The 24,122-nt window shown below is 69.7% G+C and carries 21 protein-coding genes, 6 tRNA genes and 1 riboswitch; of the genes, 15 read left to right on the forward strand and 12 right to left on the reverse strand.

Going from position 1 to position 24,122, the window contains the following annotated elements; translation table 11 throughout:
* Positions 1 to 6: 6 nt before the first annotated feature.
* Positions 7 to 161, reverse strand: a riboswitch (cyclic di-AMP (ydaO/yuaA leader).
* Between the two features lie 215 nt (positions 162 to 376).
* The 6 genes from AB0389_RS08295 to AB0389_RS08320 form a co-directional block, all read right to left on the reverse strand.
* A complete protein-coding gene (locus AB0389_RS08295; protein ID WP_366394724.1) occupies positions 377 to 1,519 on the reverse strand; it encodes a PP2C family protein-serine/threonine phosphatase in 1,143 nt (380 codons plus the stop codon).
* A 465-nt stretch (positions 1,520 to 1,984) separates the two neighbouring features.
* Positions 1,985 to 2,058, reverse strand: a tRNA-Met gene (locus tag AB0389_RS08300).
* Positions 2,059 to 2,122: 64 nt separating this feature from the next.
* Entirely contained in the window at positions 2,123 to 2,272 is a 150-nt protein-coding gene (locus AB0389_RS08305; RefSeq protein WP_366394740.1) for a hypothetical protein, read from the reverse strand.
* 206 nt (positions 2,273 to 2,478) lie between these two features.
* Complete coding sequence (locus tag AB0389_RS08310; protein WP_366394527.1) at positions 2,479 to 2,712, reverse strand: hypothetical protein; 234 nt, start codon at positions 2,710 to 2,712, stop codon at positions 2,479 to 2,481.
* 95 nt (positions 2,713 to 2,807) lie between these two features.
* Positions 2,808 to 3,047, reverse strand: a complete 240-nt coding sequence (locus AB0389_RS08315) for a DUF397 domain-containing protein (protein WP_366394528.1) — start codon at positions 3,045 to 3,047, stop codon at positions 2,808 to 2,810.
* Between the two features lie 28 nt (positions 3,048 to 3,075).
* A complete protein-coding gene (locus AB0389_RS08320) occupies positions 3,076 to 3,960 on the reverse strand; it encodes a helix-turn-helix transcriptional regulator (protein WP_366394529.1) in 885 nt (294 codons plus the stop codon).
* A gap of 154 nt (positions 3,961 to 4,114) precedes the next feature.
* Between AB0389_RS08320 and AB0389_RS08325 the strand changes: the two genes are divergently transcribed.
* The 6 genes from AB0389_RS08325 to AB0389_RS08350 all read left to right on the forward strand — a co-directional run bounded on the left by AB0389_RS08325 (position 4,115) and on the right by AB0389_RS08350 (position 9,338).
* A complete protein-coding gene (locus tag AB0389_RS08325; protein ID WP_366394530.1) occupies positions 4,115 to 4,486 on the forward strand; it encodes a hypothetical protein in 372 nt (123 codons plus the stop codon).
* A 1,342-nt stretch (positions 4,487 to 5,828) separates the two neighbouring features.
* Positions 5,829 to 6,248 (forward strand): hypothetical protein, encoded by a 420-nt coding sequence (locus tag AB0389_RS08330; RefSeq protein WP_366394531.1) that lies wholly within the window; start codon positions 5,829 to 5,831, stop codon positions 6,246 to 6,248.
* Between the two features lie 396 nt (positions 6,249 to 6,644).
* On the forward strand, positions 6,645 to 7,376 hold the full coding sequence (locus AB0389_RS08335) for a GntR family transcriptional regulator (protein WP_366394532.1): 732 nt from the start codon (positions 6,645 to 6,647) through the stop codon (positions 7,374 to 7,376).
* Between the two features lie 142 nt (positions 7,377 to 7,518).
* Positions 7,519 to 7,908: a recombinase family protein gene (locus AB0389_RS08340; RefSeq protein ID WP_366394533.1), complete on the forward strand. Its 390-nt coding sequence runs from the start codon at positions 7,519 to 7,521 to the stop codon at positions 7,906 to 7,908.
* A 199-nt stretch (positions 7,909 to 8,107) separates the two neighbouring features.
* Positions 8,108 to 8,353, forward strand: a complete 246-nt coding sequence (locus AB0389_RS08345; RefSeq protein WP_366394534.1) for a hypothetical protein — start codon at positions 8,108 to 8,110, stop codon at positions 8,351 to 8,353.
* Between the two features lie 199 nt (positions 8,354 to 8,552).
* Positions 8,553 to 9,338, forward strand: a complete 786-nt coding sequence (locus tag AB0389_RS08350) for a phosphotransferase (RefSeq protein ID WP_366394535.1) — start codon at positions 8,553 to 8,555, stop codon at positions 9,336 to 9,338.
* Between the two features lie 276 nt (positions 9,339 to 9,614).
* Here AB0389_RS08350 and AB0389_RS08355 read toward each other — a convergent pair.
* The 3 genes from AB0389_RS08355 to AB0389_RS08365 all read right to left on the reverse strand — a co-directional run bounded on the left by AB0389_RS08355 (position 9,615) and on the right by AB0389_RS08365 (position 13,003).
* A tRNA-Lys gene (locus tag AB0389_RS08355) sits at positions 9,615 to 9,687 on the reverse strand.
* A gap of 155 nt (positions 9,688 to 9,842) precedes the next feature.
* Positions 9,843 to 12,101 carry a DEAD/DEAH box helicase gene (locus tag AB0389_RS08360; RefSeq protein ID WP_366394536.1) on the reverse strand — a complete coding sequence of 753 codons (2,259 nt, stop codon included), beginning with the start codon at positions 12,099 to 12,101 and terminating at the stop codon, positions 9,843 to 9,845.
* Between the two features lie 245 nt (positions 12,102 to 12,346).
* Complete coding sequence (locus AB0389_RS08365) at positions 12,347 to 13,003, reverse strand: hypothetical protein (protein WP_366394725.1); 657 nt, start codon at positions 13,001 to 13,003, stop codon at positions 12,347 to 12,349.
* A 142-nt stretch (positions 13,004 to 13,145) separates the two neighbouring features.
* Here AB0389_RS08365 and AB0389_RS08370 point away from each other — a divergent pair, with 142 nt between their 5' ends.
* The 7 genes from AB0389_RS08370 (at position 13,146) to AB0389_RS08400 (ending at position 18,775) form a co-directional block, all read left to right on the forward strand.
* On the forward strand, positions 13,146 to 13,496 hold the full coding sequence (locus tag AB0389_RS08370) for a metallopeptidase family protein (protein ID WP_366394537.1): 351 nt from the start codon (positions 13,146 to 13,148) through the stop codon (positions 13,494 to 13,496).
* Positions 13,497 to 13,698: 202 nt separating this feature from the next.
* Positions 13,699 to 13,771 (forward strand) — tRNA-Glu (locus tag AB0389_RS08375).
* 39 nt (positions 13,772 to 13,810) lie between these two features.
* Positions 13,811 to 13,885 (forward strand) — tRNA-Asp (locus tag AB0389_RS08380).
* 21 nt (positions 13,886 to 13,906) lie between these two features.
* Positions 13,907 to 13,980: transfer RNA gene (locus tag AB0389_RS08385), tRNA-Phe, on the forward strand.
* 145 nt (positions 13,981 to 14,125) lie between these two features.
* Positions 14,126 to 18,058 (forward strand): ATP-dependent RNA helicase HrpA, encoded by a 3,933-nt coding sequence (gene hrpA, locus AB0389_RS08390; protein WP_366394538.1) that lies wholly within the window; start codon positions 14,126 to 14,128, stop codon positions 18,056 to 18,058.
* A 145-nt stretch (positions 18,059 to 18,203) separates the two neighbouring features.
* A tRNA-Asp gene (locus AB0389_RS08395) sits at positions 18,204 to 18,278 on the forward strand.
* A gap of 275 nt (positions 18,279 to 18,553) precedes the next feature.
* Complete coding sequence (locus tag AB0389_RS08400; RefSeq protein ID WP_366394539.1) at positions 18,554 to 18,775, forward strand: DUF6274 family protein; 222 nt, start codon at positions 18,554 to 18,556, stop codon at positions 18,773 to 18,775.
* 467 nt (positions 18,776 to 19,242) lie between these two features.
* On the opposite strand, the gene bldC is transcribed toward AB0389_RS08400, so the two are convergent.
* Positions 19,243 to 19,449 carry a developmental transcriptional regulator BldC gene (gene bldC / locus AB0389_RS08405; RefSeq protein ID WP_003949541.1) on the reverse strand — a complete coding sequence of 69 codons (207 nt, stop codon included), beginning with the start codon at positions 19,447 to 19,449 and terminating at the stop codon, positions 19,243 to 19,245.
* Positions 19,450 to 20,038: 589 nt separating this feature from the next.
* Positions 20,039 to 20,929, reverse strand: coding sequence for a hypothetical protein (locus AB0389_RS08410; RefSeq protein ID WP_366394540.1), 891 nt, complete (start codon positions 20,927 to 20,929; stop codon positions 20,039 to 20,041).
* 248 nt (positions 20,930 to 21,177) lie between these two features.
* On the opposite strand from AB0389_RS08410, the gene AB0389_RS08415 reads away from it, so the two are divergent.
* Complete coding sequence (locus tag AB0389_RS08415) at positions 21,178 to 22,236, forward strand: Glu/Leu/Phe/Val dehydrogenase dimerization domain-containing protein (RefSeq protein ID WP_366394726.1); 1,059 nt, start codon at positions 21,178 to 21,180, stop codon at positions 22,234 to 22,236.
* Between the two features lie 342 nt (positions 22,237 to 22,578).
* Positions 22,579 to 22,830, forward strand: a complete 252-nt coding sequence (locus AB0389_RS08420; protein WP_366394541.1) for a DUF3073 domain-containing protein — start codon at positions 22,579 to 22,581, stop codon at positions 22,828 to 22,830.
* 164 nt (positions 22,831 to 22,994) lie between these two features.
* Here AB0389_RS08420 and purM read toward each other — a convergent pair whose 3' ends face one another.
* Positions 22,995 to 24,071 carry a phosphoribosylformylglycinamidine cyclo-ligase gene (purM, locus tag AB0389_RS08425; protein WP_366394542.1) on the reverse strand — a complete coding sequence of 359 codons (1,077 nt, stop codon included), beginning with the start codon at positions 24,069 to 24,071 and terminating at the stop codon, positions 22,995 to 22,997.
* Positions 24,072 to 24,122 lie beyond the last annotated feature (51 nt).

Raw genomic sequence — 24,122 nt, forward strand, 5'->3', positions numbered from 1 at the left:
CGCGCTCCTTTCCTTCCTTCTCGCCTACCGGGTTAGCTGACGGGTTCGGAGCAGGAAGGTCTCCTACGGGTTTCCGCTGTCCGCGCAAGGCAGCGAAAGTTCCCGATTCACCCCAATGTGTGGTTCCCCGGTTCCCTTGCGGGATTCGGCGCGTGCGCGCGGTGCCATCTCTGGCGACGGCTGGGACAACCGCGCTGCGTTATCGAACGTTAATAGAGACCAGGGGTTTATTCCAAGCCGTTCCTGATGATCGTTAACGAGTTCGCAACGGACACACCCGGACACAAGAGCGCGCACCCGGGCGAGTTGACCGGAGATTGGGAGGTTATGTGTTTCTGACGGTGTGTCAGCTGTTATGCGGAGGGGTACGCCCCGATCACCCCTCGTGTCCTTCGGCCCCGGGACGCGCGGATTCCGATCCGGACGCGGCCCCCGGTGCGGATTCCGGCGTGAACCCGGGCGCGGCCCCCAGGACCGGCCGGCTCACCGCCAGCAGCGCCATGTCGTCCTGGCTGCCGCCGCCCGTATGCACCCGTACGTCGTCGATCAGCGCCTGGAGCAGCTCGTCGGGCCCCTCGAAGGTCCGCCCGTCGAGCCGCTCGCGCGGCCGGTAGAAGACGCCCCGGCCGTCGCGCGCCTCGGTGAGCCCGTCCGTGTAGAAGAGCAGCATCGCGCCGTCGGGGTACGGGTTCGGCTCGGCGCGGTCCGGCCACGCACCCAGCTCGCTCATCCCCAGGGGCAGCGCGGGATCGCCCGGGGCCAGCATCAGCACGGAACCGTCCCCGCACATCATCAGCGGCTCGGGATGGCCCCGGTTGAGCAGCCGCACCACGTCCTCGCCCTGCGGGATCTCGGCCAGTACGGCGGTGGTGAACCCCTCGAAGACATCGACCCCCGCCCGGCGCGTCCCCTCCCGCAGCAGCGCCCGCTCCAGCCGCTGCGCGACCCCTTCGAGCGACGACTCCTGCTCGGCGGCCTCCCGGAACGCCCCGATGAGCACGGCCACCGCCTCGACGGCCTCCAGCCCCTTCCCCCGTACGTCCCCGACGACCAGCCGCACCCCGAACGGCGTGTCCTGCACGGCGAAGAGGTCCCCGCCGATGAACGCCCCCTCCTGCGCGGCCTCGTACCGCGCGGCGATACGCAGCCCCCCGATCCGCTCGGCGGGTCTGGGCAGCACGGCGCGCTGGGCGGTCTCGGCGATGACGCGGGCGGAGGCGAGCTGCTCACCGCTGCGTCTGACGATGCCGGTGATGTAAATCGCGAGCAGTGAGGCGACCAGCACGGTCAGCAACTCGCTCAGCGACGTCAGGGTGATCAGTGTCGAGGAACTGATACGCAGCCCCACCTCGGCGGCGACCGCGACCAAGGCGACCAGGGACGTGCCGACCATCGGGTAGAAAGGCGCGGCGACCAGCGGCGCGGCGGCGAGGAGCGGTGCGGCCGTCACCTGCGTCGGCGTGGTGACGTCGAGGATCACGCCGAAAATAATCACCAGCGCAGGCATCAGCGCCACCATCCGGTGACCGGCCCGGGTCCGGCCACCGCGGATGCCGCCGCGGCCGGTGTGCGGGTGGTCGTGGCCCGGATCGCCGGAGCCCCAGAAACCGGTGCCCTCGGCAGCCCAGAACCCCGTACCGCCGGTGGAGCGCCGCCCACTGCCGCCGGTGCGTCGTCCGAGCCTCCTCAGCTTCCCCACCACCATGGTCTCCTCGCCCGGGTCCGCTCGCGGCTGCGGACGGCTCCTCGCTCCACCCAGGCTGGCCGCTGCCGCGCGGGCGGGCGACTCACCCTCGGCCGAGTGGGCTACGGGACGGTTTCCGGGTCCCGGACAAGCACAGCCGTACCCTTCACGTTACTTGTCATAGGCTGGTATGGAATATTGATCATCGAATGATTTGTCGGCTCGGGAGCGCGTACGTGTGCGTGCGCACACGACGAAGGCCCGGATTCTTAGTGAATCCGGGCCTTCGTTTCCATCCAGTAGCGGGGACAGGATTTGAACCTGCGACCTCTGGGTTATGAGCCCAGCGAGCTACCGAGCTGCTCCACCCCGCGCCGTTGAAGACAACTCTACGGCATCCGGCGGGCCCTCATGACCACTCCCGTGACCACTCCCACCTCAGGCCGCCTCAACCACATCGGCCCGCACCGCGGCGGCCCACTCCACCAGCAACCGCTGGTAACGCTCCTGGTCGGCGGGGCGCAGCCGGCCGCCGGAGCGCGTCCACAGGGCGCGGATCTCGTCATTGACCACAGCGGCGGTCCGCACGGACCGTACGGACCGCACAGGCGGGACATGCGCGGCCTGCGCGGCCTGACAGGCGGCACGGACACGGGCACGGTGTAAAGAATCGCGGGCAACTGATGAAGAAGTGGTTGAGGAAACGAACATGGAAGCAAGGTTACGGGCAGCCACTGACAATCGGCGGAGGGTTTTCCCCCGGCGCGGCCTCACCCGTTCAGCGCACCACCACGTCAGCCCGCCTCCCCCTCCCCCTCGCCCCCGTACGCGTGCGGGGCCCCGCCCTGCCACTCCACCCAGAGCGGATCGTCGAGCAGCTCCCAGGCATCCGGCAGGCCGGCCTGCCGGAGGAACTCGACCAGGTGGTCGTCGGAGTGCGCGAGCCCCATGATCCGCCCCCGAACGGTCACCCGCCGACCCCCCGTCCCGGACGGCCGGTGCACGACGATCGGCGCCTCACTACCCATACGGCCAGAGTGCGCCGCCGCGGGCCGGGACGCAGCCCGGGGACGAGCGCGTGGCCCGGGGGACGAGCGCGTGGCCCGCCCCCGTCACTGGCCGGTCACTGGCCCGCGGACCCGAGGTCGTCGAACTCCCCGGCCTTGACGCCCTTGAGCCAGGCGGCCATCTCCGAGCGGGTGAAGAACACGGCGCCGGCCTCGGGGTGCTTGCTGTTACGTACGGCGATGGTGCCGTCGGGGAGGGCGGCGGTTTCGACGCACGAGGTATTCCCGCCGTTGCTCCCGCCGGAGAAGCTGCTCTTGCGCCACTCCGCCTTTGCCAGGGAGTCCTGCTCTGTCATGGGGTCCACCCTTCGCTTCCCTGTCTGCTCACTCATAAGTCTTCATCGTCTCGGCGATCAGGTCGGCGGATTCGGCGCGGGTAAGCGCCAGTTCGGCGAGGACCCCGAACCGCAGCGTGCACTCGCGCACCTGTTCCCGGCTCTCAAGGTAGAAAGTACCCGCGATGCCCTCGGTGTAGACGATGTCGGGGATCGGCTCCGGCAACGTCAGGATCGAGAACGGCCCCTCCAGCCCAGGGCTCGCTCCCGCGTCGCGGGGGAGGATCTGGATGGTGATGCCCGGGCTCTGCGTCAGATCGAGCAGCTTGCGGAGCTGGTCGCGCATGACCGATGAATGCCCGATGGGCCGCTCCAGCACGGTCTGATCCAGGATGAAGTGCAAGCGTGGCGGGGACTCCTTCCGGAGCAGGTGCTGCCGGACCATCCGCACGGCTGCCCCTTTCTCCAGCTCCTCCGGCGTGAACAGCCCGGGATTGATACCGCTCGCCACCGCGCGTGCGTAGTCGGACGTCTGCAACAAGCCGTGGATGAGCTGGTTCTGGAAGTCGCGCAACTCCACCAGGCCACTCTCCAGGCTGAGCAACGGCCTCATTTCAACGGGGAAGCCGCCACCGAACCGCAGCCACCACTCCCGTTGCCGGGAATCCGCTGCCATCTGCACCAGAACGTCACGCGTCGAGGCGTCAGTCACCCCGTACACGTGGAGGAGCTGTTCGACCTCCCGTGGCTTGAGCCGGTGCTGCCGGTTCTCAATCCGCGAGAGCTTCGCGTGCGACCAACGCCCCTGTCCCTGCCTGAGCCTTTCCGCCGCCCCCTCCTGGGTCAGCTCGGCGGACTCGCGCATCTCCCGAAGCGTCGCGGCGAGTTGCCAGCGGCGCACTACGGAGGACCCACCTTGCGGCGTCTGCGTCATGAACACCCTCCTGTCGTTCTCGTGCCAACGAGAGGACCTGAAGCCCCACTCTTACGCGTGAAAACTGTAAGTCCACTTTTAAATGCGGTCAGCTCGTGCCAGCCTAATGGCTACGGAGGGAAGTTAAGCAAGCACAACAAGTGAAGGGACAGTCATGCCCGTTGACACAGACCGCACCCAAGATCCGGTAACCGTCGACTCCGTCGACCCCGTTGACCCCCGCTCGCTCGAACCGCTCTGCGACGAGGAGGAGTTCACCGCAGAGCTGGAACAGCTCGCCACCGACGAGGCCCCACGCCTGTTCGCCGTGATGCAGGTTCTCGGCGACCGGGTGGACGGCTGGGTCGCGGCGTGGGGCATGGCCTTCGGTGACCGCGCCGAGGTGGTGAGTACGGACGGCGGCAGGCGCCTGAGCCTGGGATCACCGGAACGAGCCGTCCAACGGTTCGCTCACGCGCCCGAAGTCTCAGCACGGCTGGTGTGGATGGACCTGCCGCCCGGGGCTCCGGCGGCCGGCGCCGCCTGACAACTGACGCGGGACGGAAGCGAAGCAGGGTGGGGTGGGCCGGTGGCGCGGGTTGCCGGGAAGGGGGCCGCCCCTCCTGCTGTGAGTGTCGCGACTCCGGAACAGGCGTAAAGGGCGCTCCTGGCGTCGCGTCGGCTGCGCCGATTACGCTTCGCTCACCCTTGACACCTGCCCCGGAGTCGCAAGTGCGGCTTATCGGGAGGGGCGGCCGGGTGGGAGGGGGGCCCAAGAGGTCCGCCCGTTCTGCCACTCGGCTCAGGGGCCGGCGGGCCGGTGAGCCCTGCGGGGCCACGCAGCAGAGGAGAGGGGCGGCCCGACACCGGCTCAGCGGCCAACGGTCCACTGCCGGTTGCGACACATGCCCCGCTGATCACCGTGGAGTGGAGGGAAGGGCTGGTGGGACGTGTGTGGCGGTAAGTGGGCTCCAGGAGGCGGTCTTTGCCTCCAGAAGGGCGTCTAACGCACCTCAGGACACATGTGACGTCCGGAGGGACCTCCAACCACCTTCCAAACCACCCCATATAGGACAGATCGGCGGGGGTGTGAGAGCTTGATCCCGACAACTGCGACGCTGCGACCGTCTGACGTGCCCAAAGCGGCTCTAACGTCACACTCCCCGCTCCAGGACACCGCACGAAGACCCCCCGGCCACCCGATCGGCCCGAGGACCCCGGCCGGACAGCAGCCGCCGCCCGCCTTCCGGGCCCACAACGCAACAGTTACCAGCGGGGCATGAGTCTCAGCAAACAACGGACCGCCGGCCGCCGAGACGGGGCCGAGTCGCCCCATTGCACTGCTGCGCAGCCCCGCAGGGTCCACCGGGCCGCCGGACCCTGAACCGACCGACAGCCCGGCCGGCCCCCCGGGCAACCCCCTCCCACCCGGCCGCCCCTCCCAACAAGCCGCACTTGCGGCTCCGGGGCAGGTGTCAAGGGTGACCGAAGGTCATCGCGCAGCGACGCGACGCAGGAGCGCCCTTTACACCTGTCCCGGAGTCGCGACACTCACAGCTGGAGGGGCGGCCCCCTTCCCGACAACCCGCGCCACGGAACCACCCACTCAGCACCGCCCTGACCCACACCCAACAACCCCACCATGACCAGCGGACCCCGAACCGTAGCCAACAGGCGGCCGTCAGCCGCCGAGACCAGCCCCGCCGCCCCGCTCCACTGCCGCGCAGCCCCACCGGGCCACCGGGCCCCGAACCGGCCCCGACGCGCCCCTCGTACCCCCGTACCCCCGCCCCGCGCTCCCCGCGCCCCGGTGCGGGGTGAGTGATCGGCCTCCGGGCGGCCCGGCTCGTACCTACACTGGCTCGGCCGCCATGGAAGGAAAGTCCCAAATGCGACCCCCGCGATTCCAGGATTTCGTTCTTGACCTGGTCAAGAACACCCCGGGCGTGACCCGCGTCCAGAGCCTCAGCGAGGCCGGGGACACCACTCACCCCTTCGGGTTGGCCATCACGACCACAGCCGGAGAGGTGCGATGGCAGATCATCGGGCAGCTGGCCACCGGCGAGAAGCACGATGACCCCGACACCCCCGTGAACGGCGACCCCGTACCGGCCGAGGGCGGCCAGCAGGATCCGGGCGACCAGGATCCGGGTGACCACGAAGGGTGGCTGTACGCCGCCCTCGTGCGGGCCGAGTCGCCCGAGGTCGCCGCCATCACACGGTGGTCCACCCGGGAGGACGCGGGCAAGGCACGGGGGCTCACCCTTGATTTCCACAACGGCGCGCGCGCCTTCGCCCGCCGGCTCTGAGGCCGCCGAGTCAGAGGCCGCCGGGTCAGAGGCCCCTACCCCTCCAGCCTCCCGCTCTGCCGATGTCGCTTCATGTCGCCCCATGCCGGTTGGTTACGGCGCGCTCGGTGGAGCATCGGTGGAGCAGAAAGGCCCCGCCACCTGGGGTGACGGAGCCTCGCAACGTTCGGCTTTCAGGATACCGCGACGGGCCTCCGTCAAGAAGGGCTGTCCGTCGGCGCCTCCGGCTTCCGGGCCCGGGGCACCACGGACGCCGCTGACGCACCGCGCCCCTGCTCTCCTCTGGGAGGGCAGGGGCGCCTTCGTCATGTCCGAACTCTGGCCCACGGGTTGACCGCTGACAGCCTTCCCCTTCAACATGCCTACTGGACCAGTCCACTAGGCAGGGGAAGAGTAATGGCACTGCCCAAGTACGACCAGATCGCCGCCGACCTGCGAGGAAAGATCGTCCGCGGCGAACTCACACCCGGGCAGACACTGCCCTCGGAGCGGGAGTTGACCGACCGCTGGAACGTCTCGCGCGCCACCGTGGTCAAGGCGCTTGACGTCCTGCGCCAGGAAGGGTTGGTGGAGACCCGCCAAGGGACGGGCTCAACCGTCAAGGACCGAATGCTCCTTGCCCGTACCGCCGGTGAGCGGTACGCGACATCGGTGGCCACCGGGAACATCTACACAGCTGGCGAGTACGCGGAAATCCTGGCCGCCGAGCTGATGCCCGCACCGGAAGACGTCGCGACAGGGCTGGGCATCGAGGCCGGCGCTACCGTCGCGCGGCGACACCGCGTGACGTTCGAGGGAGAGACTCCGACGGCCACCTCGTACAGCTGGTTCGCGGCCGAGGTCGCTGAGGCCGCGCCTCGTCTGCTCCAGCGCGAGCGGGTACGCGAGGGCACCACGCGGTATGTGGAGATGCAGACCGGTCGGCGCCCTCACACCGGGCGGGACTGGTGGACGTCCCGGTTGGCGACCGCCGATGAACTGGAGTTGCTGCGCCTTGATGGTCCGGCCGCTGTATCGGAGGTGCGGCATGTCGCCTACGACGTCGAGGGTCGCGCGTTGACCTACGAGGTAGGCGTCTCGCCGTCCGGACGCTGGTCAAGGACGGAAGAGTATTCGATGAACGGCTGAGTGGCCGTCAATCCTCGCGTGAGCCCCCGCTGTTGGCGGGGGCTCTTTCGCGCCCACATCTTGACCTGACTAGTCCACCGGTGGACCATGCAAGTACGGAGCGCTTCCTACGAATCGCTGACAGTTACTTCAGGGGGCCACCATGCCCGACAACGGCATCCCACCGCTCGTGTTCCTCTACGACCGTCACCCCGGCCTGCGCGCCCGCGCCATCCTCGACCTCAGGCTGGACGGCTGCCAGAACTGGGCCGCGGCCCGGCGCTGGGAGATCGCCGGCCGATGGGTCGACCTCGGCGACGACGCGCTCACCGACGACCAGCGGCCCGGCTTCCACGAGCTGGTGACCTTCATGGCCGAGATTCCGGACGATCGCACGAAGATCTGCCTCGTACACCACTGGGATCGCCTCACCCGCCACGGCGACCGCGCCGACTTCCAGCGCAGGGTGCGGGAGGCCGGCGGGTTCGTCGCGACAACGTTCGGCGAGGACGACCGGGCCGCCACCCTCGCCACCCCCAGGAGCGTGCGGTGACCAGGTGCCCGAAGGGAGGACACGACTTCCCCGAGGAGAAGCCACTGTATGCGTGGTGCGCGGAGCACGGCATCACACTCCTGTGGCACGGCGACCCCATCAAGGACAGCGACTTCCCGGGCCCGCCCACCCCGCCGGCCGGGCCGTGTCTGGGCCCGATCCTGTCCAGGGGGCGGCCCTGCCCGTGCGGGTGCACGCCGTGAACATCCACCTCGCAGCCACACACGCCGCCGAGCCGCCCGCCCTGGGCAACTGCTTCCGCTGCCCCCGGCGAGGCGTCCAGACGATCCGCGTCGGCGAGATCAGCACCCCCGGCGGCCCCGGCCACACGGCAGCCGAGACACCGCTGTTCGCCTGCCGGACCTGCGAGCAGGAACTGATCGTCATACACCAGCGCGCCCACGAACCCCCCGCGCGCCGGTACGTACCCGCACGCCCCCACTGACCCCGCTCCGTCCGGAGCGGCAACCGAAGAGCACCAGCGAAGGGACACGCTATGTGGCACACACTGAGCGAATGCGACCACGACTGGACCGAGTGGAGCGGCAAGCAGCGCTGCCGTAAGTGCGGCACGACGCAGAACTGACCGGCAAATACGGAGGGGCGCCGGAGTCCGGCGCCCCTCCCTCATTCGAGAGGATCGCATGATCAACCGCGTGCAATGGGCCGAGCTTCCGGCCGAATTCCGGTCCTGCGTAGAGGAACGGACGGGGGCCGTGCTCTCCTCACGGATCGTTCCGCAAGGGCTGAGCTGCACCCTGGCCCTGACCCTGAACACGGTCCAGGACGGTCTCCTCTTCCTCAAGGGCGTCCACGACAGCGACACGGACGGGACCGCCGCTCTCCGCTGGGAGCAGCTCGTCAGCCCGGCCGTGGCGGGAATCGCGCCGGAGATCCGCCACGCGTTCCACGCATACGGCTGGTCCTGTCTGGCGTTCACGCATGTACAGGGCCGGAATGCCGACCTTGGCCCGGGGTCCGCGGACCTCGCCGCGGTGGCGGAGGCGCTTGAACGCATGGGCGAGTTGGCGCCGCCCGACATCCAGCCCCCGCCTCTTACGAACCGGCTGGCCGGTTACCTGCGGCCCGGGGAGGCTGACGCGCTGGCGGGGGATCACCTCCTGCACACCGACACCAACCCCCACAACATCATGATCGACAGCAGGGGTATGGCTCACGTCGTCGACTGGGCCATGCCCGCCGTCGGCCCGGCCTGGGTGGATCCGGCATACACAGCCGTCCGCCTCATGGAGTACGGACAGCCGCCGGCCGCCGCGCTGGAGTGGCTGAACGAATTCGCCAGCTGGCGGCACGCAGACCCGAAGGCCGTCGAAGCTCTCGTATCTGCCACCTGCCGCAAGTGGACAGACACGGTCGGCGAACGAGGGAGCCTCGCCAGCAACACGCGCTTCCGCCACCTGTCCAACTGACCCACCTACCGCCCCGACCGGTCCGCGTCCCCAGCTACCGGCCGGGGCTCCCTCTTTCACCAGCGCTGGACCCGTCACCATCTCCCGTGCCTACGCTGCGGCGCCGGAGCGCCGTAGCCCACCGCACAACCAGAGACCCCCAGCCGCGATGGTCGGGGGTCTCTGTGTCTTGATCGTTTGCACTTCGATTGAGCTTCGCTGGAGCACCTGCCCGAAATGAACTCGAACAAGAACCGAGCCCCAGGTCAGGTGTGCCCCTGACCTGGGGTCTATCGGTAGGCCATGTCGGACTCGAACCGACAACCAACGGATTAAAAGTCCGCTGCTCTGCCAATTGAGCTAATGGCCCGTGGCACAACACCCAAGAGCATAGCCCGCCGGTGGCGGTGTGCCGATCGGGTATCCCGCTCGGGGATGTCGCGGCGCAACGGGCAGGGCCCGTGGCCACCTTGAGAGTGGTCACGGGCCCTGTCGTACGTCTACGCGTCGTCGTACGACTACGCGTCAGCCGTTGCGCTTCCAGCGGGGCTTGTCGTCGCGGCGGCCGAAGGAGCCGGTGCCGGTGCCGGTGGTGCCGCCGCGGTGGTCGTCGCGGCGGGTGGCCGGACGGTCGTGGCCGCCGGTGCGGGCGCCGAACGCCGGACGGTCGTCGCGGCGGTCGCGGTTGACCGGACGGTCACCCGCGCGGTGGTCGCGGCGCTCGAAGGGACGGCCGCCGCGGTCGCCGCCACGGTCGTCACGGCGCTCCGGACGGTCGTTGCGGTCGCGGTTGAAGCCGCCACCCGTACGGTCGTCACGGCGCTGGAAACCGCCGCGGTCGCCGCCACGGTCACCACCGCGGTCGTCACGGCGCTGGAACCCACCGCGGTCGCCGCCACGGTCGCCACGGTCGTCACGGCGCTCCGGACGGTCACCGCGGTCGTTGCGGTCGCGGTTGAAGCCGCCACCCGTACGGTCGTCACGGCGGTCGTCACGGCGCTGGAAGCCGGCACGGTCGCCGCCCTCGCGCGGCGTGTAGCCACGCGCGCCGCCCCGGCCGCTGCGCTCGCCGCGGTCGTCACGGCGGCCGAAGTTGCCCCGCTCGTCACGGTCGGTGCGGTCGCGGTACGCGGGCTGCGCCGGTACGGCGGCAGCGGCAGCGGCGGCAGCCGCCACCTCGCGCTCGGCCTCGGCGATGACCTCGGCCACCGCCTCCTCCGGGTCGTCTCCCCGCTCGCGCGCCGCGCGGGCGACCAGCCGGCCGGCCTCCTCGCGGAGCTCGACGGCACGGCGCTGCGCGCGCTCCAGCTGCTTCGTCAGGTCGGCGGCCTCGCGCTCGGCCTGCTTGGCCGCGTTGTTCGCGGAGTCGGCCTGGACCTCGGTGAGCGAACGGGCGCCGGTGATCTCGGCGACCTCCGGGTCGAACGCGCCGGCCCCGCCGACCATGTGGCGCGTGGCGTCGACGCCCGCGTCCTCCATCAGCCGGAAGATCTGGCGGCGCTGGTGCGGCAGCGACAGGGAGACGACGACACCGGACTTGCCGGCGCGCGCCGTACGGCCCGAGCGGTGCAGGTAGTCCTTGTGGTCACCGGCCGGGTCCACGTTCAGCACCAGGTCGATGCCGTCCACGTGGATACCGCGCGCGGCGACGTCGGTGGCGACGAGGGCGTTGACGAGCCCCTCCTTGAAGTCCGCCAGCGTCCGCGTCCGCGCGCCCTGCGTCATGCCGCCGTGCAGCGCGTCGGCCTTCACACCGGACTCGCGGAGCTGCTCGGCGATACGGTCGGCGCCCAGCTGCGTCCGTACGAAGATGATCGTGCGGCCCTTGCGGGCGGCGATCGCGGCCGTGACCGGCGCCTTGTCCTTCGGCTTCACGACGAGGACGTGGTGCGTCATGGTGGTGACGTTGCCCTGGGCGCTGTCGACCTCGTGGCTGACCGGGTTGCTCAGGTAGCGCTTGACCAGCGAGCTGATCTCGTTCTCCATGGTGGCGGAGAAGAGCATGCGCTGGCCGCCGGCCGGCACCAGGTCGAGCAGCTCGGTGACCTCGGGCATGAAGCCCAGGTCCGACATCTGGTCGGCCTCGTCCAGGATCGCGATCTGGACCTGGTCCAGCGAGCAGGCGCGGCGGTTGATGAGGTCACGCAGCCGGCCCGGGGTGGCGACGAGGATGTCGACGCCTCGCTCCAGGGCGTAGATCTGGTTGCTCATCGACGTACCGCCGCAGACGACCTTCATCTTCAGGCCGAGGACGTCGCCGTAGGGCTGGAGCGCGTCGGCGACCTGCATCGCCAGCTCGCGGGTCGGGGTGAGGATGATGCCGCGGGGCTTCTTCTTCTCCGTGCGGCCCTCGGCCAGCGTGGCCAGGAGCGGCAGACCGAAGGAGAGGGTCTTGCCGGAGCCGGTACGGCCACGGCCCAGGATGTCCTTGCCGGCCAGGGCGTCCGGGATGGTCGCGGCCTGGATCGGGAAGGGCGCGGTGACGCCGTTCTGGTTGAGCTTGCGGACGATGCCCTCGGGCAGGCCCAGGTCGCTGAAGGTGAGGCCGGGGGCCTCGGACTCGCCGGACTCCTCGGACTCGACGGAGTCGTTCGGCTCGACGGTCTCGGCAGAGTCGTCGGCCTTCACGTTCACGTCGGCCTCAACGATCTCAACGACCTCGGCGACCTCGGCGACCTCAACGGTCTCGACTACCTCGACGGCCTCGATGCTCTCGACGACAGCCTTCACGGCCGCCTCGTCGCTCTCGGGCATGACGGAGTTATCAGTACTGGAAATGGACATGCGAAATGCGAAACCTTCCGGAGTCTCGGCACGCGCCCAAACTCCGTGATTCGCAAATCGACCGCCTCAATGCGGTCAGCCACGGCAAGGGAGAGTACGCGCCACGCGGCGCTCTTCTGTGTCGGCGCCGGGCAATGATCAAACGATCTACTACCATACGCACCCTCCCCCCTCCCTGGCAAATCACCGCCCGAATCAGCCGCGCATCAGCAGCCCATCACCGGCCTACCAGCCCCGCGCCCCGCTCACACCGGGCCCATCTGCGGCGACGCCGACGGCTCCCGCCACTCCCAGATCCCCGCCAGCGGCGCCGCCGCCCGTACGTCCGCCGCCGGTGACGCCGACGGCGCGTCCGTCGGCTTCGGCTCGGGGTCCGGGTCCGGATCGGGGTCCTGGCCGGTCGGGGTCGGGGTGGGCTGCGGCGCCGTGCGCGTCGGCTCCTTGGACGGTACGGGCTCCTCCCCCGGCGGGGTCGGGCCGCCGCCGCCCGGCCGGGGCCGGGTGCCCTGCGTGGGCTCCGGTGCCGGGGTCGCCGCCGAACTGGCGCCCGGCGACGCGCCCTTGGCCTTGCCGTCGCCGCCCGGCTCGTCCGGGCCGGCCTCGTCCTCGCCGTCCTTGCCGTCCTTCCCCTTGGCGCTCTCCTTCGCCCCCGTCTTCTTGTCGACGTGCCCGGCCGCGCCGCCCGCTCCCGTACCTCCGCGGCCCGCGCCGGGCGCCACCGGGCCGGCGTCCGCGCCCGTACCCCCGTCCGGTTCGGCGGCGGAGCCGCTCCGTTCGGTCGGGCGCGACGGCGTCGGACCACGCCCGTCGTCACCCACGCTCATGCAGCCCGCGGAGGCCGCGACCGCCAGTGAGGTGGCGATCCAGACGGCGAGACGGCCTGGGGAGGACAAGGCGGACACCTGGCGCACGGGCGGCACCTCCGGGGCGAAGGGGGTCGGTCACCCCGCCGGCGGCGAGGGAAGGTTTCCCTGCACAACTTCCTTTTCCCCACCGGGGACACGCCCGGGGACCGATCCCCTGCGCGTCCGCGACAATGACCGTGTGCTGGAGATGACACGCGAGACCTTCGAAGAACTGGTCAGCCAGGCCCTCGACCGGATCCCACCGGAACTGACCCGGGTCATGGACAACGTCGCCGTCTTCGTCGAGGACGAACCCGACCCCGCCGACCCCGAACTGCTGGGTCTGTACGAGGGGACTCCGCTCACGGACCGGGGCGAGTGGTACGCCGGGGTCCTGCCCGACCGCATCTCGATCTACATGGGGCCGACCCTGCGCTACTGCGAGAGCACGGAGGACGTGGTCCACGAGGTCTCCGTCACGGTCGTCCACGAGATCGCCCACCACTTCGGCATCGGCGACGAGCGGCTGCACGAGCTGGGCTGGGGCTGAGCGCCGTGCGCGGAGAGCCCCAGGGCTCCCAGGGCTCCCGCGGCTCCCTTGGGCTCCCCGGGCTCCCCCACCGCCCCTGCCCTCCCCCTCCGCTATCCCCGCCCTCGTCACCCGCCCCCTAAACCGTTTTGGCGATCGCTCCACCCATCCCATATGCTTCTCACGTCCCCGACGCGCTGCAAAGCGCCCAGGCGGGCCCTTAGCCCTCATCGTCTAGTGGCCCAGGACGCCGCCCTTTCAAGGCGGTAGCACGGGTTCGAATCCCGTTGGGGGCACGCAACACTGTGTGCGAGACTTGTGCTCGCACATTGCAAGGTCCTGTGGAGCAGCTTGGAGTGCTCGCCACCCTGTCAAGGTGGAGGTCGCGGGTTCAAATCCCGTCAGGACCGCTTGCAGCCGCGAGGCTGCGTGGCTGGGTAGCTCAGTTGGTACGAGCGATCGCCTGAAAAGCGATAGGTCGCCGGTTCGATCCCGGCCCCAGCCACCGCCAGGGAGCCCCAGCCGACATACCGGCCGGGGCTTTCCGCATTACCGCGTTCCCCACTCCCGCGATCCCCGCTCCCCTGCTCCCCCCTCCCGCCGAAATCCGTTCGCCGTTCCGGAGCGCCGGGTGAGATCCTGGTTTCGGTATGTCTACTTCCTTCGCCGACCTCCAGACCCTGCTGGCCGATGTCTCGCTGCGCGACGCGCGGCGGCTCGGCCGCCGTCTCGAAGGCGCCCGGCGCATCCGTAAACCCGACGCGCGACAGGCCGTACTGGACGAGATCGCCGGTGAGGCCGGGAAGGCCGCCGAGCGGACGCGCCGGCGCGGGGAGCGGGTGCCGCCCGTCTCGTATCCGGAGCAGCTGCCCGTCAGCCAGAAGAAGGACACGATCCTGGAGGCGATACGTGACCATCAGGTCGTGATCGTCGCCGGGGAGACCGGGTCGGGCAAGACGACCCAGATCCCCAAGATCTGTCTGGAGCTGGGGCGCGGGGTGCGCGGCATGATCGGGCACACCCAGCCCCGCCGGATCGCCGCCCGTACGGTCGCCGAGCGCGTCGCGCAGGAGCTGGACACCCCGCTGGGCGAGGCGGTCGGCTGGAAGGTCCGCTTCACCGACCAGGTGAACCAGGACGCGACCTTCGTGAAGCTGATGACCGACGGCATCCTGCTCGCCGAGATCCAGACCGACCGCGAACTCCTCGCGTACGACACGATCATCATCGACGAGGCCCACGAGCGCAGCCTCAACATCGACTTCCTGCTCGGCTATCTCGCCCAGCTCCTGCCCCGCCGCCCCGACCTCAAGGTCGTCATCACGTCGGCGACCATCGACCCCGAGCGGTTCTCCCGGCACTTCGGGGACGCGCCCATCGTCGAGGTCTCGGGCCGTACGTACCCGGTGGAGGTCCGCTACCGGCCGCTGCTGGAGGAGGACGGCGAGGAGGGCGACCGCGACCAGATCACCGCGATCGCCGACGCCGTGGACGAACTCCAGTCGGAGGGCCCGGGCGACATCCTCGTCTTCCTCTCCGGGGAGCGGGAGATCCGCGACACGGCGGACGCCCTGGAGAAGCGCAAGCTGCGCGCCACCGAGATCCTGCCGCTGTACGCGCGTCTGTCGCACGCCGAGCAGAACCGGGTGTTCCAGCGCCACGGCGGACGCCGGGTCGTCCTCGCGACCAATGTCGCGGAGACCTCGCTGACGGTCCCCGGCATCAAGTACGTGATCGACCCGGGCACCGCCCGGATCTCCCGCTACAGCCACCGCACCAAGGTCCAGCGGCTGCCGATCGAGGCGGTCTCCCAGGCCAGCGCCAACCAGCGCAAGGGCCGCTGCGGCCGTACGTCGGACGGCATCTGCATCCGGCTGTACGCGGAGGACGACTTCACCTCCCGGCCGGAGTTCACCGACGCGGAGATCCTCCGTACGAACCTCGCCTCGGTCATCCTCCAGATGACGGCGGCCGGGCTCGGCGAGATCGAGAAGTTCCCCTTCATCGACCCGCCGGACCACCGCAACATCCGCGACGGTGTGCAGCTGCTCCAGGAGCTGGGCGCGCTCGACTCGGTGGAGAAGGACCCGAAGAAGAAGCTCACCCCGCTCGGCCGCAAGCTCTCCCAGCTCCCGGTGGACCCGCGGCTCGCCCGTATGGTCATCGAGGCCGACAAGAACGGCTGTGTCCGCGAGGTGATGGTGATCGCCGCCGCGCTCTCCATCCAGGACCCGCGCGAACGCCCGGCGGAGAAGCAGACGCAGGCCGACCAGCACCACGCGCGCTTCAAGGACGAGACGTCCGACTTCCTGGCGTTCCTGAACATGTGGCGGTACGTGCGCGAGCAGCAGAAGACGCTGTCGTCCTCCGCGTTCCGCCGGATGTGCAAGTCGGAGTATCTGAACTTCCTGCGGATCAGGGAGTGGCAGGACATCTACTCCCAGCTCCGTACGGTCGCCAAGCAGATGGGCCTCCATATCGCGGAGGACGACGCGGCGGACCAGGCCGTCCATGTGTCGCTGCTGGCCGGACTGCTGTCCCATATCGGAATGAAGGACGTCAAAGAGGGCGCGAAGAACGAGTATCTGGGGGCGCGCGGCGCGAAGTTCGCCGTCTTCCCCGGCTCGGCCCTCTTCAAGAAGCCGCCGCGCTTCGTCATGTCGGCCGAGCTGGTGGAGACCTCCCGGCTGTGGGCGCGGGTCAACGCGAAGGTCGAGCCCGAGTGGATCGAGCCGCTGGCCGGCCATCTCCTGAAGCGCACGTACAGCGAGCCGCACTGGGAGAAGGACATGGCGGCCGTGATGGCGTACGAGAAGGTGACGCTGTACGGCGTGCCGATCGTCGCGCAGCGGAAGGTGAACTTCGGGCGGATCGACGCGGAGGCGTCGCGGGAGCTGTTCATCCGGCACGCGCTGGTGGAGGGCGACTGGCGGACGCACCATCAGTTCTTCCATGACAATCGCAAACTTCTGGGCGAGGTCGAGGAGCTGGAGCACCGCGCGCGGCGCCGCGACATCCTCGTGGACGACGAGACGCTCTTCGACTTCTACGACCAGCGGGTGCCGGCGGATGTGGTGTCCGGGGCGCACTTCGACGCGTGGTGGAAGGCGGCGCGGCGGGACGAGCCCGAGCTGCTCGACTTCGAGCGGTCGATGCTGATCAACGAGAAGGCCGGCTCGGTCACCAAGGACGACTACCCGGACAACTGGCGTCAGGGTCCGCTCAAGTTCCGGGTGACGTATCAGTTCGAGCCGGGTGCGGACGCGGACGGCGTGACCGTCCACGTACCCCTTCAGGTGCTCAACCAGGTCACGCCGGAGGGCTTCGACTGGCAGATCCCCGGGCTGCGCGAGCAGGTGGTGGTGGAGCTGATCCGCTCCCTGCCCAAGCCGATCCGCCGCCACTACGTGCCCGCCCCGAACTACGCGGACGCCTTCCTGGACCGCGCGGTGCCGCTCCAGGAGCCGCTGCCGGTGACGCTGGCGCGCGAGCTCCAGCGGATGGTGGGGGTGCCGGTCGCGGCGGAGGACTTCGACCTCTCCCGGATCCCGGACCATCTGAAGATCACGTTCCGGATCGTCGACGAGCGGCGCCGCAAGGTCGCCGAGGGCAAGGACCTGGCGGACCTCGTGCTCCAGCTGCGCCCCAAGGCCCGCCAGGCGCTCTCCCAGGCCGCGGCGGCGACCGCCGAGCGGGCGGGCGGCGAGACGATCGAGCGCACGGGCCTGACTGACTGGACGATCGGCACGCTGGTACGGGTCTTCGAGACCCGGCGGGCCGGCCAGCCGGTGAAGGCGTACCCGGCGCTGGCCGACGAGGGCGCGACCGTGGCCGTACGGCTCTTCGACACGGAGGCGGAGCAGCAGCAGGCGATGTGGGCCGGGACCCGGCGGCTGATCATGCTGAACATCCCGGTGAACCCGGCGAAGTTCGCCTCCGACCGGCTCACCAACCAGCACAAGCTGGCGCTCTCCCGCAATCCGCACGGCTCGGTGCAGGCGCTCTTCGAGGACTGCGCGACCGCCGCCGCCGACAAGCTGATCGCGGACCACGGGGGTCCCGCGTGGGACGAGGAGTCGTTCAGGAAGCTGTACGAGAAGGTCCGCGCCGACCTCGTGGACGCGACGGTGCGGACCGTCGGCCAGGTGCAGCAGATCCTGGCCGCCTGGCAGGCCTGTGAGCGCCGTCTGAAGGCCACGACCAGTCCGGTGCTGCTGCGCAACGTCCAGGACGTCAGGGACCAGCTGGCGGCCCTCGTACCGGCCGGCTTCGTGACCCGTACGGGGCTGCGCCGGCTGGCGGACCTGATGCGCTATCTCGTGGCCGCCGACCGGCGGTTGCAGCAGATGCCGACGTCCGTCCAGCGGGACACCACGCGGATGGAGAAGGTCCACGAGATGCGGGACGAGTACGCGTGGCTGCTGGAGCAGCTGCCCCGGGGCCGTCCTGTGCCCCGGGAGGTCACGGACATCCGCTGGATGATCGAGGAGCTGCGGGTGAGCTACTTCGCGCACGCGCTGGGCACGGCGCAGCCGGTGTCGGACAAGCGGATCGTGAAGGCGATCGACGCGGCGGCGCCGTAGCCGCGGGCGGGCCGGGGGCACCGGGGGGCACCGGAGGGCGGGCCGGGGGGCGCCTGCGGGCGGGCCGCGGATCCGGTTCGACCGCACCCTCCGAGCTGCTGTAGAGTCTGTCTTCGCAGCCCGGGGAACACGGGCCGCGAAACCTGGTCCTGTGGAGCAGTTTGGAGTGCTCGCCACCCTGTCAAGGTGGAGGCCGCGGGTTCAAATCCCGTCAGGACCGCAGTAGAAGAAGCCCGCATCCTTACCGATGCGGGCTTCTTCGTGTCTCACCCACCCCAGGGTCACGCCACGGTAATGACGCGGCGATGGTGCGCCTATGGCACGTCCAAATCGGGCGGGGCGGGACCTTCGCTCCTTGACGGTGTCACCGCCCCGGGAGTACCCCAGTCACATGAGCCCTGGGGGGTGGTGCGCGTGACCGTATCCACGACGGATCCGTCGGCAGGACAGACGGGACAGGTGGGACCCGCGGAGCGGCAGAGGCCGCGGAGGCCGTTGAGGCATGAGACCGGCGCGCTGCTGCGCGCTCATCTGGCGGCTGCTTCCGGCCATCCGCATCGCACGGGCCACTGCCCGATCTGTCATCGCCTCCAGCGGCTTGCCATGGAGTCCGCACCGGGCGACGATCTCTTCAAGGGCGAACTGTTCACCACTGAACTCTTCGTGAAGAGCGCCGCGGACCGCTTATCCGACGGCCAATACCCCTCGGCCGGCTGACTCCTGACCGACCGTTCACCGCCCACGGCGACGATCACCCACCCCCCACGAGGGGTCAGAGGTGTGACGGGTGTCACCTCAAGAGTTTCGACAGGAGCCTCCCTTACAACCGCCCTACACGGCACCAATTTAATATGTGCAATTGCACCCTCGGGAAAGCCTCTCCGCACCCTCCCCACGCACCCTCCGCACAGGCTCTCAACAGGGGCGGAACAGCGCCCTCACACCGAACAAAAAAGATCGCGCCGGACTCGGCGGAGTCCGGCGCGATCGACGACTTACCCGTGTTGCGAGGGCATGGCACCTGTTGGGGCAGGTGCCCCGTCGTATGGAGCTATAGGTAGGGAACGACCGAGTTGGGGGACCCGGCGATTTCCCTGGTCGGCGAGCCCTGAAGAGCCCTCACGGGCCCCATCAGGCTCTGGGGTGAGCCCTGTTGAGCGTTGCTGAGCCTTGCTTGAAGCGGTTCAGGCCTCGCTGCGCTGCTGCGGAATACCCGCAAGCAGTGCGCGAACCTCTGCCTCGCGATACCGGCGATGCCCACCGAGCGTGCGGATGGACGTGAGCTTGCCGGCTTTTGCCCAGCGCGTGACCGTCTTCGGGTCCACACGGAACATCGTGGCAACCTCAGCCGGGGTCAGCAGCGGCTCGGCATCAGGGGTGCGAGCGGTCATGAGCGGCCTCCTCGGGAGAACCGAACCATCTCGGTTCTTTCCTCTAAATTCTGCACCTTGACCCGCGTTGCCCGAAATGGCGGACGCGGGCCGAGTCGGTTATAGGACGAACGGCTTGTCCTCGGCACTACAACTACACCATCCGTCCAGCCACGTCGGCCAAACCGATGGAATTGCCCTCTGAGGTGTTCATCAGCGGCGGAAGCCGATGGACCATGCCATAGCGGACAGTCACGTCACAGATACGATCAGTCACAGAGCGATCAGGGGCCACCAGACCCCCCGTATAGAGTGCAATGACGAGTGATCCGCCCACACTTGAGCGGAAGGAGCCCTCCCCGGACTCCTTGTCCTATTTTGACACGAGGGTGGGTGTTGGGCGCAAGAGCCCCGTTAGTGCGGTCCGTCACCCTTGAGGGCAAAAGCCGGGATCGGGACTTCCGCCCCGGTGTCTCGTTCAAGTCTGGTTCAAGTCTCTCCCATGACCGTTTCACGCCCGTTTCATGCGCGGGGCGCCCGCCCCGGGCGGCCGGATACGGTCCGCACGCGCCGTAGCCGACCCGGTGCGCTCGGTTCGCGGTGACTGCCGTCAGTTCGCGAACTGCCGGTCCCTGACGGCCCGCCAGCGCTCGCTGAGCCGTCCGTACGCGACTCCCGCCGCCTCGCCGTCGCCCGAACGCAGCGCGGTGAGCGCGGCGGCCAGATCGGCGGCCGAGCGGTCCCGGTCCAGCTGGGCGCCGGACAGGACATGGACCAGGCCCCCGTAGTCCAGTTCGACCAGTGAACGCGGATGGAACTCCTCCAGCCAGCGCCCGACATCGACCAGCCCCTCGGTCATCGGACTGTCGTCCATCGCGTCCCGCAGCGTCTTCAGCGAGCGCGCCAGCCGGCGTCTGGCCTGCACCATCGGGGTCCGGTAGCGCAGGAACGGGCCCGGCTTGCCCTCGTTACCGCCCGGCTCGCTCCCGCCCCCGCCCGGCTCGTCCCGGGGCCCGCCCGGCTCGTACTCCCGTTCCTCGTCGGCGAAGAGCGTGAACCAGCGCACCGGCACCTGCCAGACCGCCGTCCTGATCCACGGCCGCGCGTCCGGATTGCGCTCGCGCCAGCGCGCGTAGTCCGCCTCCGCCTGGCCGCGCACCACCTCGGGCAGCACCGCGTCCAGCAGGCGGGGCGGGAAGGTCTGCGCCAGCTCCTCCAGCGCCAGCCAGCCGCGCAGCCGGGTCCGCCAGGGACAGACGCACACGACACCGTCCACCTCGGCGACGAACGCGTCCCCGCTCTCGTGCACGGGGACGGGCACCGGGGGCGTCGGCAGCAAGTCGGCCAGCGAGCGGCGCAGTTCGTCCTGGGCGGTCGGTGTGCTCTCCCGGGTGGCGTAATGCCGCCAATGGGCCCTCTCGGCTTCGGGAAAAGCCGCCAACGGCTCATAGACGCGCAGGTAGGACGCGTAGGGCACAGGGAGGAACGACACCGCCGGCATGTCGCGCATCGTCCCACGCCCGTCACTCTCCAGGGGGTGATCCACAGCACTGCGGCCGATCTACGCACGAGTAGGACTTAATCTCGGGTCTGCCCCGCCGGTCCCTCCCCCACCCCACGGGAGGGACGGAGGGACTTCCCACCGCCGCTTCGTACTTGGGAGTCACTACAGTGACCGATGTTTCCGGCGCGCACGTCGACGTACAGCACACCGATGTACAGCACACCGATGTACCGCACCCCGACGTACTGCACACCCTGTTCCGCACGGAGCAGGGCGGCCACGAGCAGGTGGTCCTCTGCCAGGACCGCCCCACCGGCCTCAAGGCCGTCATCGCCCTCCACTCCACCGCCCTCGGTCCCGCCCTCGGCGGCACCCGGTTCTACCCGTACGCCTCCGAGGAGGAGGCCGTCGCCGACGCGCTGAACCTCGCCCGGGGCATGTCGTACAAGAACGCCCTGGCCGGGCTCGACCACGGCGGCGGCAAGGCCGTGATCATCGGGGACCCCGAGCAGATCAAGACCGAGGAACTGCTGCTGGCGTACGGCCGGTTCGTCGCCTCGCTCGGCGGCCGGTACGTCACCGCGTGCGACGTCGGCACCTACGTCGCGGACATGGACGTCGTCGCCCGCACCTGCGAGTGGACGACGGGCCGCTCCCCGGAGAACGGCGGCGCGGGCGACTCCTCGGTCCTGACCGCCTTCGGCGTCTTCCAGGGCATGCGGGCCAGCGCGCAGCACCTGTGGGGCGACCCGTCGCTGCGCGGCCGTACGGTCGGCATCGCGGGCGTCGGCAAGGTCGGCCGCCACCTGGTGGAACACCTGCTCAAGGACGGCGCGCACGTCGTGATCACGGACGTACGGGCCGAATCGGTCGCCGCGATCACCGACCAGCACCCGGAGGTCGCCGTGGCCGCCGACACCGAGGCGCTGATCCGCACGGAGGGGCTGGACATCTACGCCCCGTGCGCGCTCGGCGGGGCGCTGAGTGACGCGTCGGTGGCGGTCCTCACCGCGTCGATCGTCTGCGGAGCGGCCAACAACCAGCTCGCCCATCCGGGGGTGGAGAAGGATCTCGCGGACCGCAGGATCCTGTACGCGCCCGACTACGTGGTGAACGCGGGCGGGGTCATCCAGGTCGCCGACGAGCTGCACGGCTTCGACTTCGAACGGTGCCGGGCGAAGGCCGCGCACATCTTCGACACCACGCTGCAAATCTTCGCACGTGCGAAGACCGACGGGATTCCGCCGGCCGCGGCGGCCGACAGGATCGCCGAGCACCGGATGGCGGAGGCGCGGCGCGGCTGACGCGCGGAGGATGCGCGGAGTGACGCGCGGACGACGCGCGGATGAGTGCGGGCGGGCCTCGGAGGGCGTTTCTCCGGGGCCCGCCCGGCAGGGGAGACCAGACTCACTCCGGTCGGCGGGTCGAGCCCTCAGAAGAGGTTAAAATCGCAGCTGACCAGGGAGGACAGGGCGTCTCACCGGTCCTGCGCCGAGGCGCGTCATGCGGGCGGCGTACCGTATGGCCGCGAGAGCAGGTACCGTTGAAGCCCTACGGACGAGCTCTCCGCGGAGAGCTCGTTCTGATTCATGAACGCGTGTCAAGACTCTGGGGCCGTCGAGCCCCGTCACCGAGGGGGTCGAGCCATGGGGCGCGGCCGGGCCAAGGCCAAGCAGACGAAGGTCGCCCGCCAGCTGAAGTACAACAGCGGCGGGACAGACCTGTCGCGTCTGGCCAACGAGCTGGGCGCATCACCTTCGAGTCAGCCACCGAACGCAGAGCCGTTCGAGGACGACGACGAGGAAGATGACCCGTACGCACAGTACGCGGATCGATACAACAACGACGAGGACGAGGACGACCAGTCCGGACCCTCGGCGCGGCGCCGCGGCGCTTGACGTCCGTATCCCCCGAGCATCATCAGCTCACATGCCCGGTCCGGGACCGACCCCGGACCGGGTTCTGTGCTGTCTTACGAACGGGATGACCTCGGGGCGGACCGGCCACTCGACACACGCCGTGACGAGTGGCCTTCCGCACACCGGGGCAGCGCCGGCACCGCTCAGCCGTTGCTCGCGTAGTCGCCGGTCAGCGCCGCTCCCGTGGTGTGGTCGCCACGCTCGGTGATCTCACCGGCGACCCAGGACTCGACACCCCGGTCCGCGAGCGTGGTGACCGCGGCGTCGACGGAGTCCGCCGGGACGACGGCGATCATGCCGACGCCCATGTTGAGGGTCTTCTCCAGCTCCAGCCGCTCCACCCGGCCGGCCGTACCGACCACGTCGAAGACCGCGCCGGGCGTCCAGGTCGAACGGTCGACCGTGGCGTGCAGCCCGTCCGGGATCACCCGGGCGAGGTTCGCCGCGAGGCCGCCGCCGGTGATGTGACTGAACGCGTGCACATCGGTGGTCCGGGTGAGCGCCAGGCAGTCCAGCGAGTAGATCTTCGTGGGCTCCAGCAGCTCCTCGCCGAGCGTGCGGCCGAACTCCTCGACCTCCCGGTCCAGCGACCAGCCGGCCCGGTCGAAGACCACATGCCGCACCAGTGAGTACCCGTTCGAGTGAAGCCCGGAGGACGCCATCGCGATCACGGCGTCACCCGTACGGATACGATCCGCGCCGAGCAGCCGGTCCGCCTCGACCACGCCCGTACCGGCACCGGCGACATCGAAGTCGTCCTCGCCCAGCAGCCCGGGGTGCTCGGCGGTCTCGCCGCCGACCAGGGCGCAGCCGGCCAGCACACAGCCCTCGGCGATGCCCTTGACGATGGCGGCGACGCGCTCGGGGTGGACCTTGCCGACACAGATGTAGTCGGTCATGAAGAGCGGTTCGGCGCCGCAGACGACCAGGTCGTCCACAACCATGCCGACCAGGTCATGGCCGATCGTGTCGTACACGCCCATCTTGCGGGCGAGGTCGACCTTCGTCCCGACGCCGTCGGTGGCGGAGGCGAGCAGCGGGCGTTCGTAGCGCTTGAGGGCGGAGGCGTCGAAGAGGCCGGCGAAGCCGCCGAGGCCGCCGAGGACCTCGGGGCGCTGCGTCTTCTTCACCCACTCCTTCATCAGCTCGACCGCGCGGTCACCGGCTTCGATGTCGACGCCCGCGGCGGCATAGCTGGCACCAGTAGTCGTTTCGGACATGGCTGGGTACTTTCCTGTCGTCGTTCGGTCGTCGAACGCTCGTAGAACGTC

This window comes from Streptomyces sp. NPDC093109 (genome assembly GCF_040701725.1).
GTDB lineage: Bacteria > Actinomycetota > Actinomycetes > Streptomycetales > Streptomycetaceae > Streptomyces.

Excerpts from the sequence above, each read along its gene's own strand:
- AB0389_RS08340 (WP_366394533.1), top strand. The coding sequence starts at position 7,519 with ATGCCCGACAACGGCATCCCACCGCTCGTGTTCCTCTACGACCGTCAC.
- AB0389_RS08330 (WP_366394531.1), top strand. The coding sequence starts at position 5,829 with ATGCGACCCCCGCGATTCCAGGATTTCGTTCTTGACCTGGTCAAGAAC.
- hrpA (WP_366394538.1), top strand. The coding sequence starts at position 14,126 with ATGTCTACTTCCTTCGCCGACCTCCAGACCCTGCTGGCCGATGTCTCG.
- AB0389_RS08295 (WP_366394724.1), bottom strand. The coding sequence starts at position 1,519 with ATGGTGGCGCTGATGCCTGCGCTGGTGATTATTTTCGGCGTGATCCTC.
- AB0389_RS08320 (WP_366394529.1), bottom strand. The coding sequence starts at position 3,960 with ATGACGCAGACGCCGCAAGGTGGGTCCTCCGTAGTGCGCCGCTGGCAA.
- purM (WP_366394542.1), bottom strand. The coding sequence starts at position 24,071 with ATGTCCGAAACGACTACTGGTGCCAGCTATGCCGCCGCGGGCGTCGAC.
- bldC (WP_003949541.1), bottom strand. The coding sequence starts at position 19,449 with ATGACCGCTCGCACCCCTGATGCCGAGCCGCTGCTGACCCCGGCTGAG.
- AB0389_RS08325 (WP_366394530.1), top strand. The coding sequence starts at position 4,115 with ATGCCCGTTGACACAGACCGCACCCAAGATCCGGTAACCGTCGACTCC.
- AB0389_RS08360 (WP_366394536.1), bottom strand. The coding sequence starts at position 12,101 with ATGTCCATTTCCAGTACTGATAACTCCGTCATGCCCGAGAGCGACGAG.
- AB0389_RS08315 (WP_366394528.1), bottom strand. The coding sequence starts at position 3,047 with ATGACAGAGCAGGACTCCCTGGCAAAGGCGGAGTGGCGCAAGAGCAGC.
- AB0389_RS08310 (WP_366394527.1), bottom strand. The coding sequence starts at position 2,712 with ATGGGTAGTGAGGCGCCGATCGTCGTGCACCGGCCGTCCGGGACGGGG.
- AB0389_RS08420 (WP_366394541.1), top strand. The coding sequence starts at position 22,579 with ATGGGGCGCGGCCGGGCCAAGGCCAAGCAGACGAAGGTCGCCCGCCAG.
- AB0389_RS08410 (WP_366394540.1), bottom strand. The coding sequence starts at position 20,929 with ATGCCGGCGGTGTCGTTCCTCCCTGTGCCCTACGCGTCCTACCTGCGC.
- AB0389_RS08335 (WP_366394532.1), top strand. The coding sequence starts at position 6,645 with ATGGCACTGCCCAAGTACGACCAGATCGCCGCCGACCTGCGAGGAAAG.
- AB0389_RS08350 (WP_366394535.1), top strand. The coding sequence starts at position 8,553 with ATGATCAACCGCGTGCAATGGGCCGAGCTTCCGGCCGAATTCCGGTCC.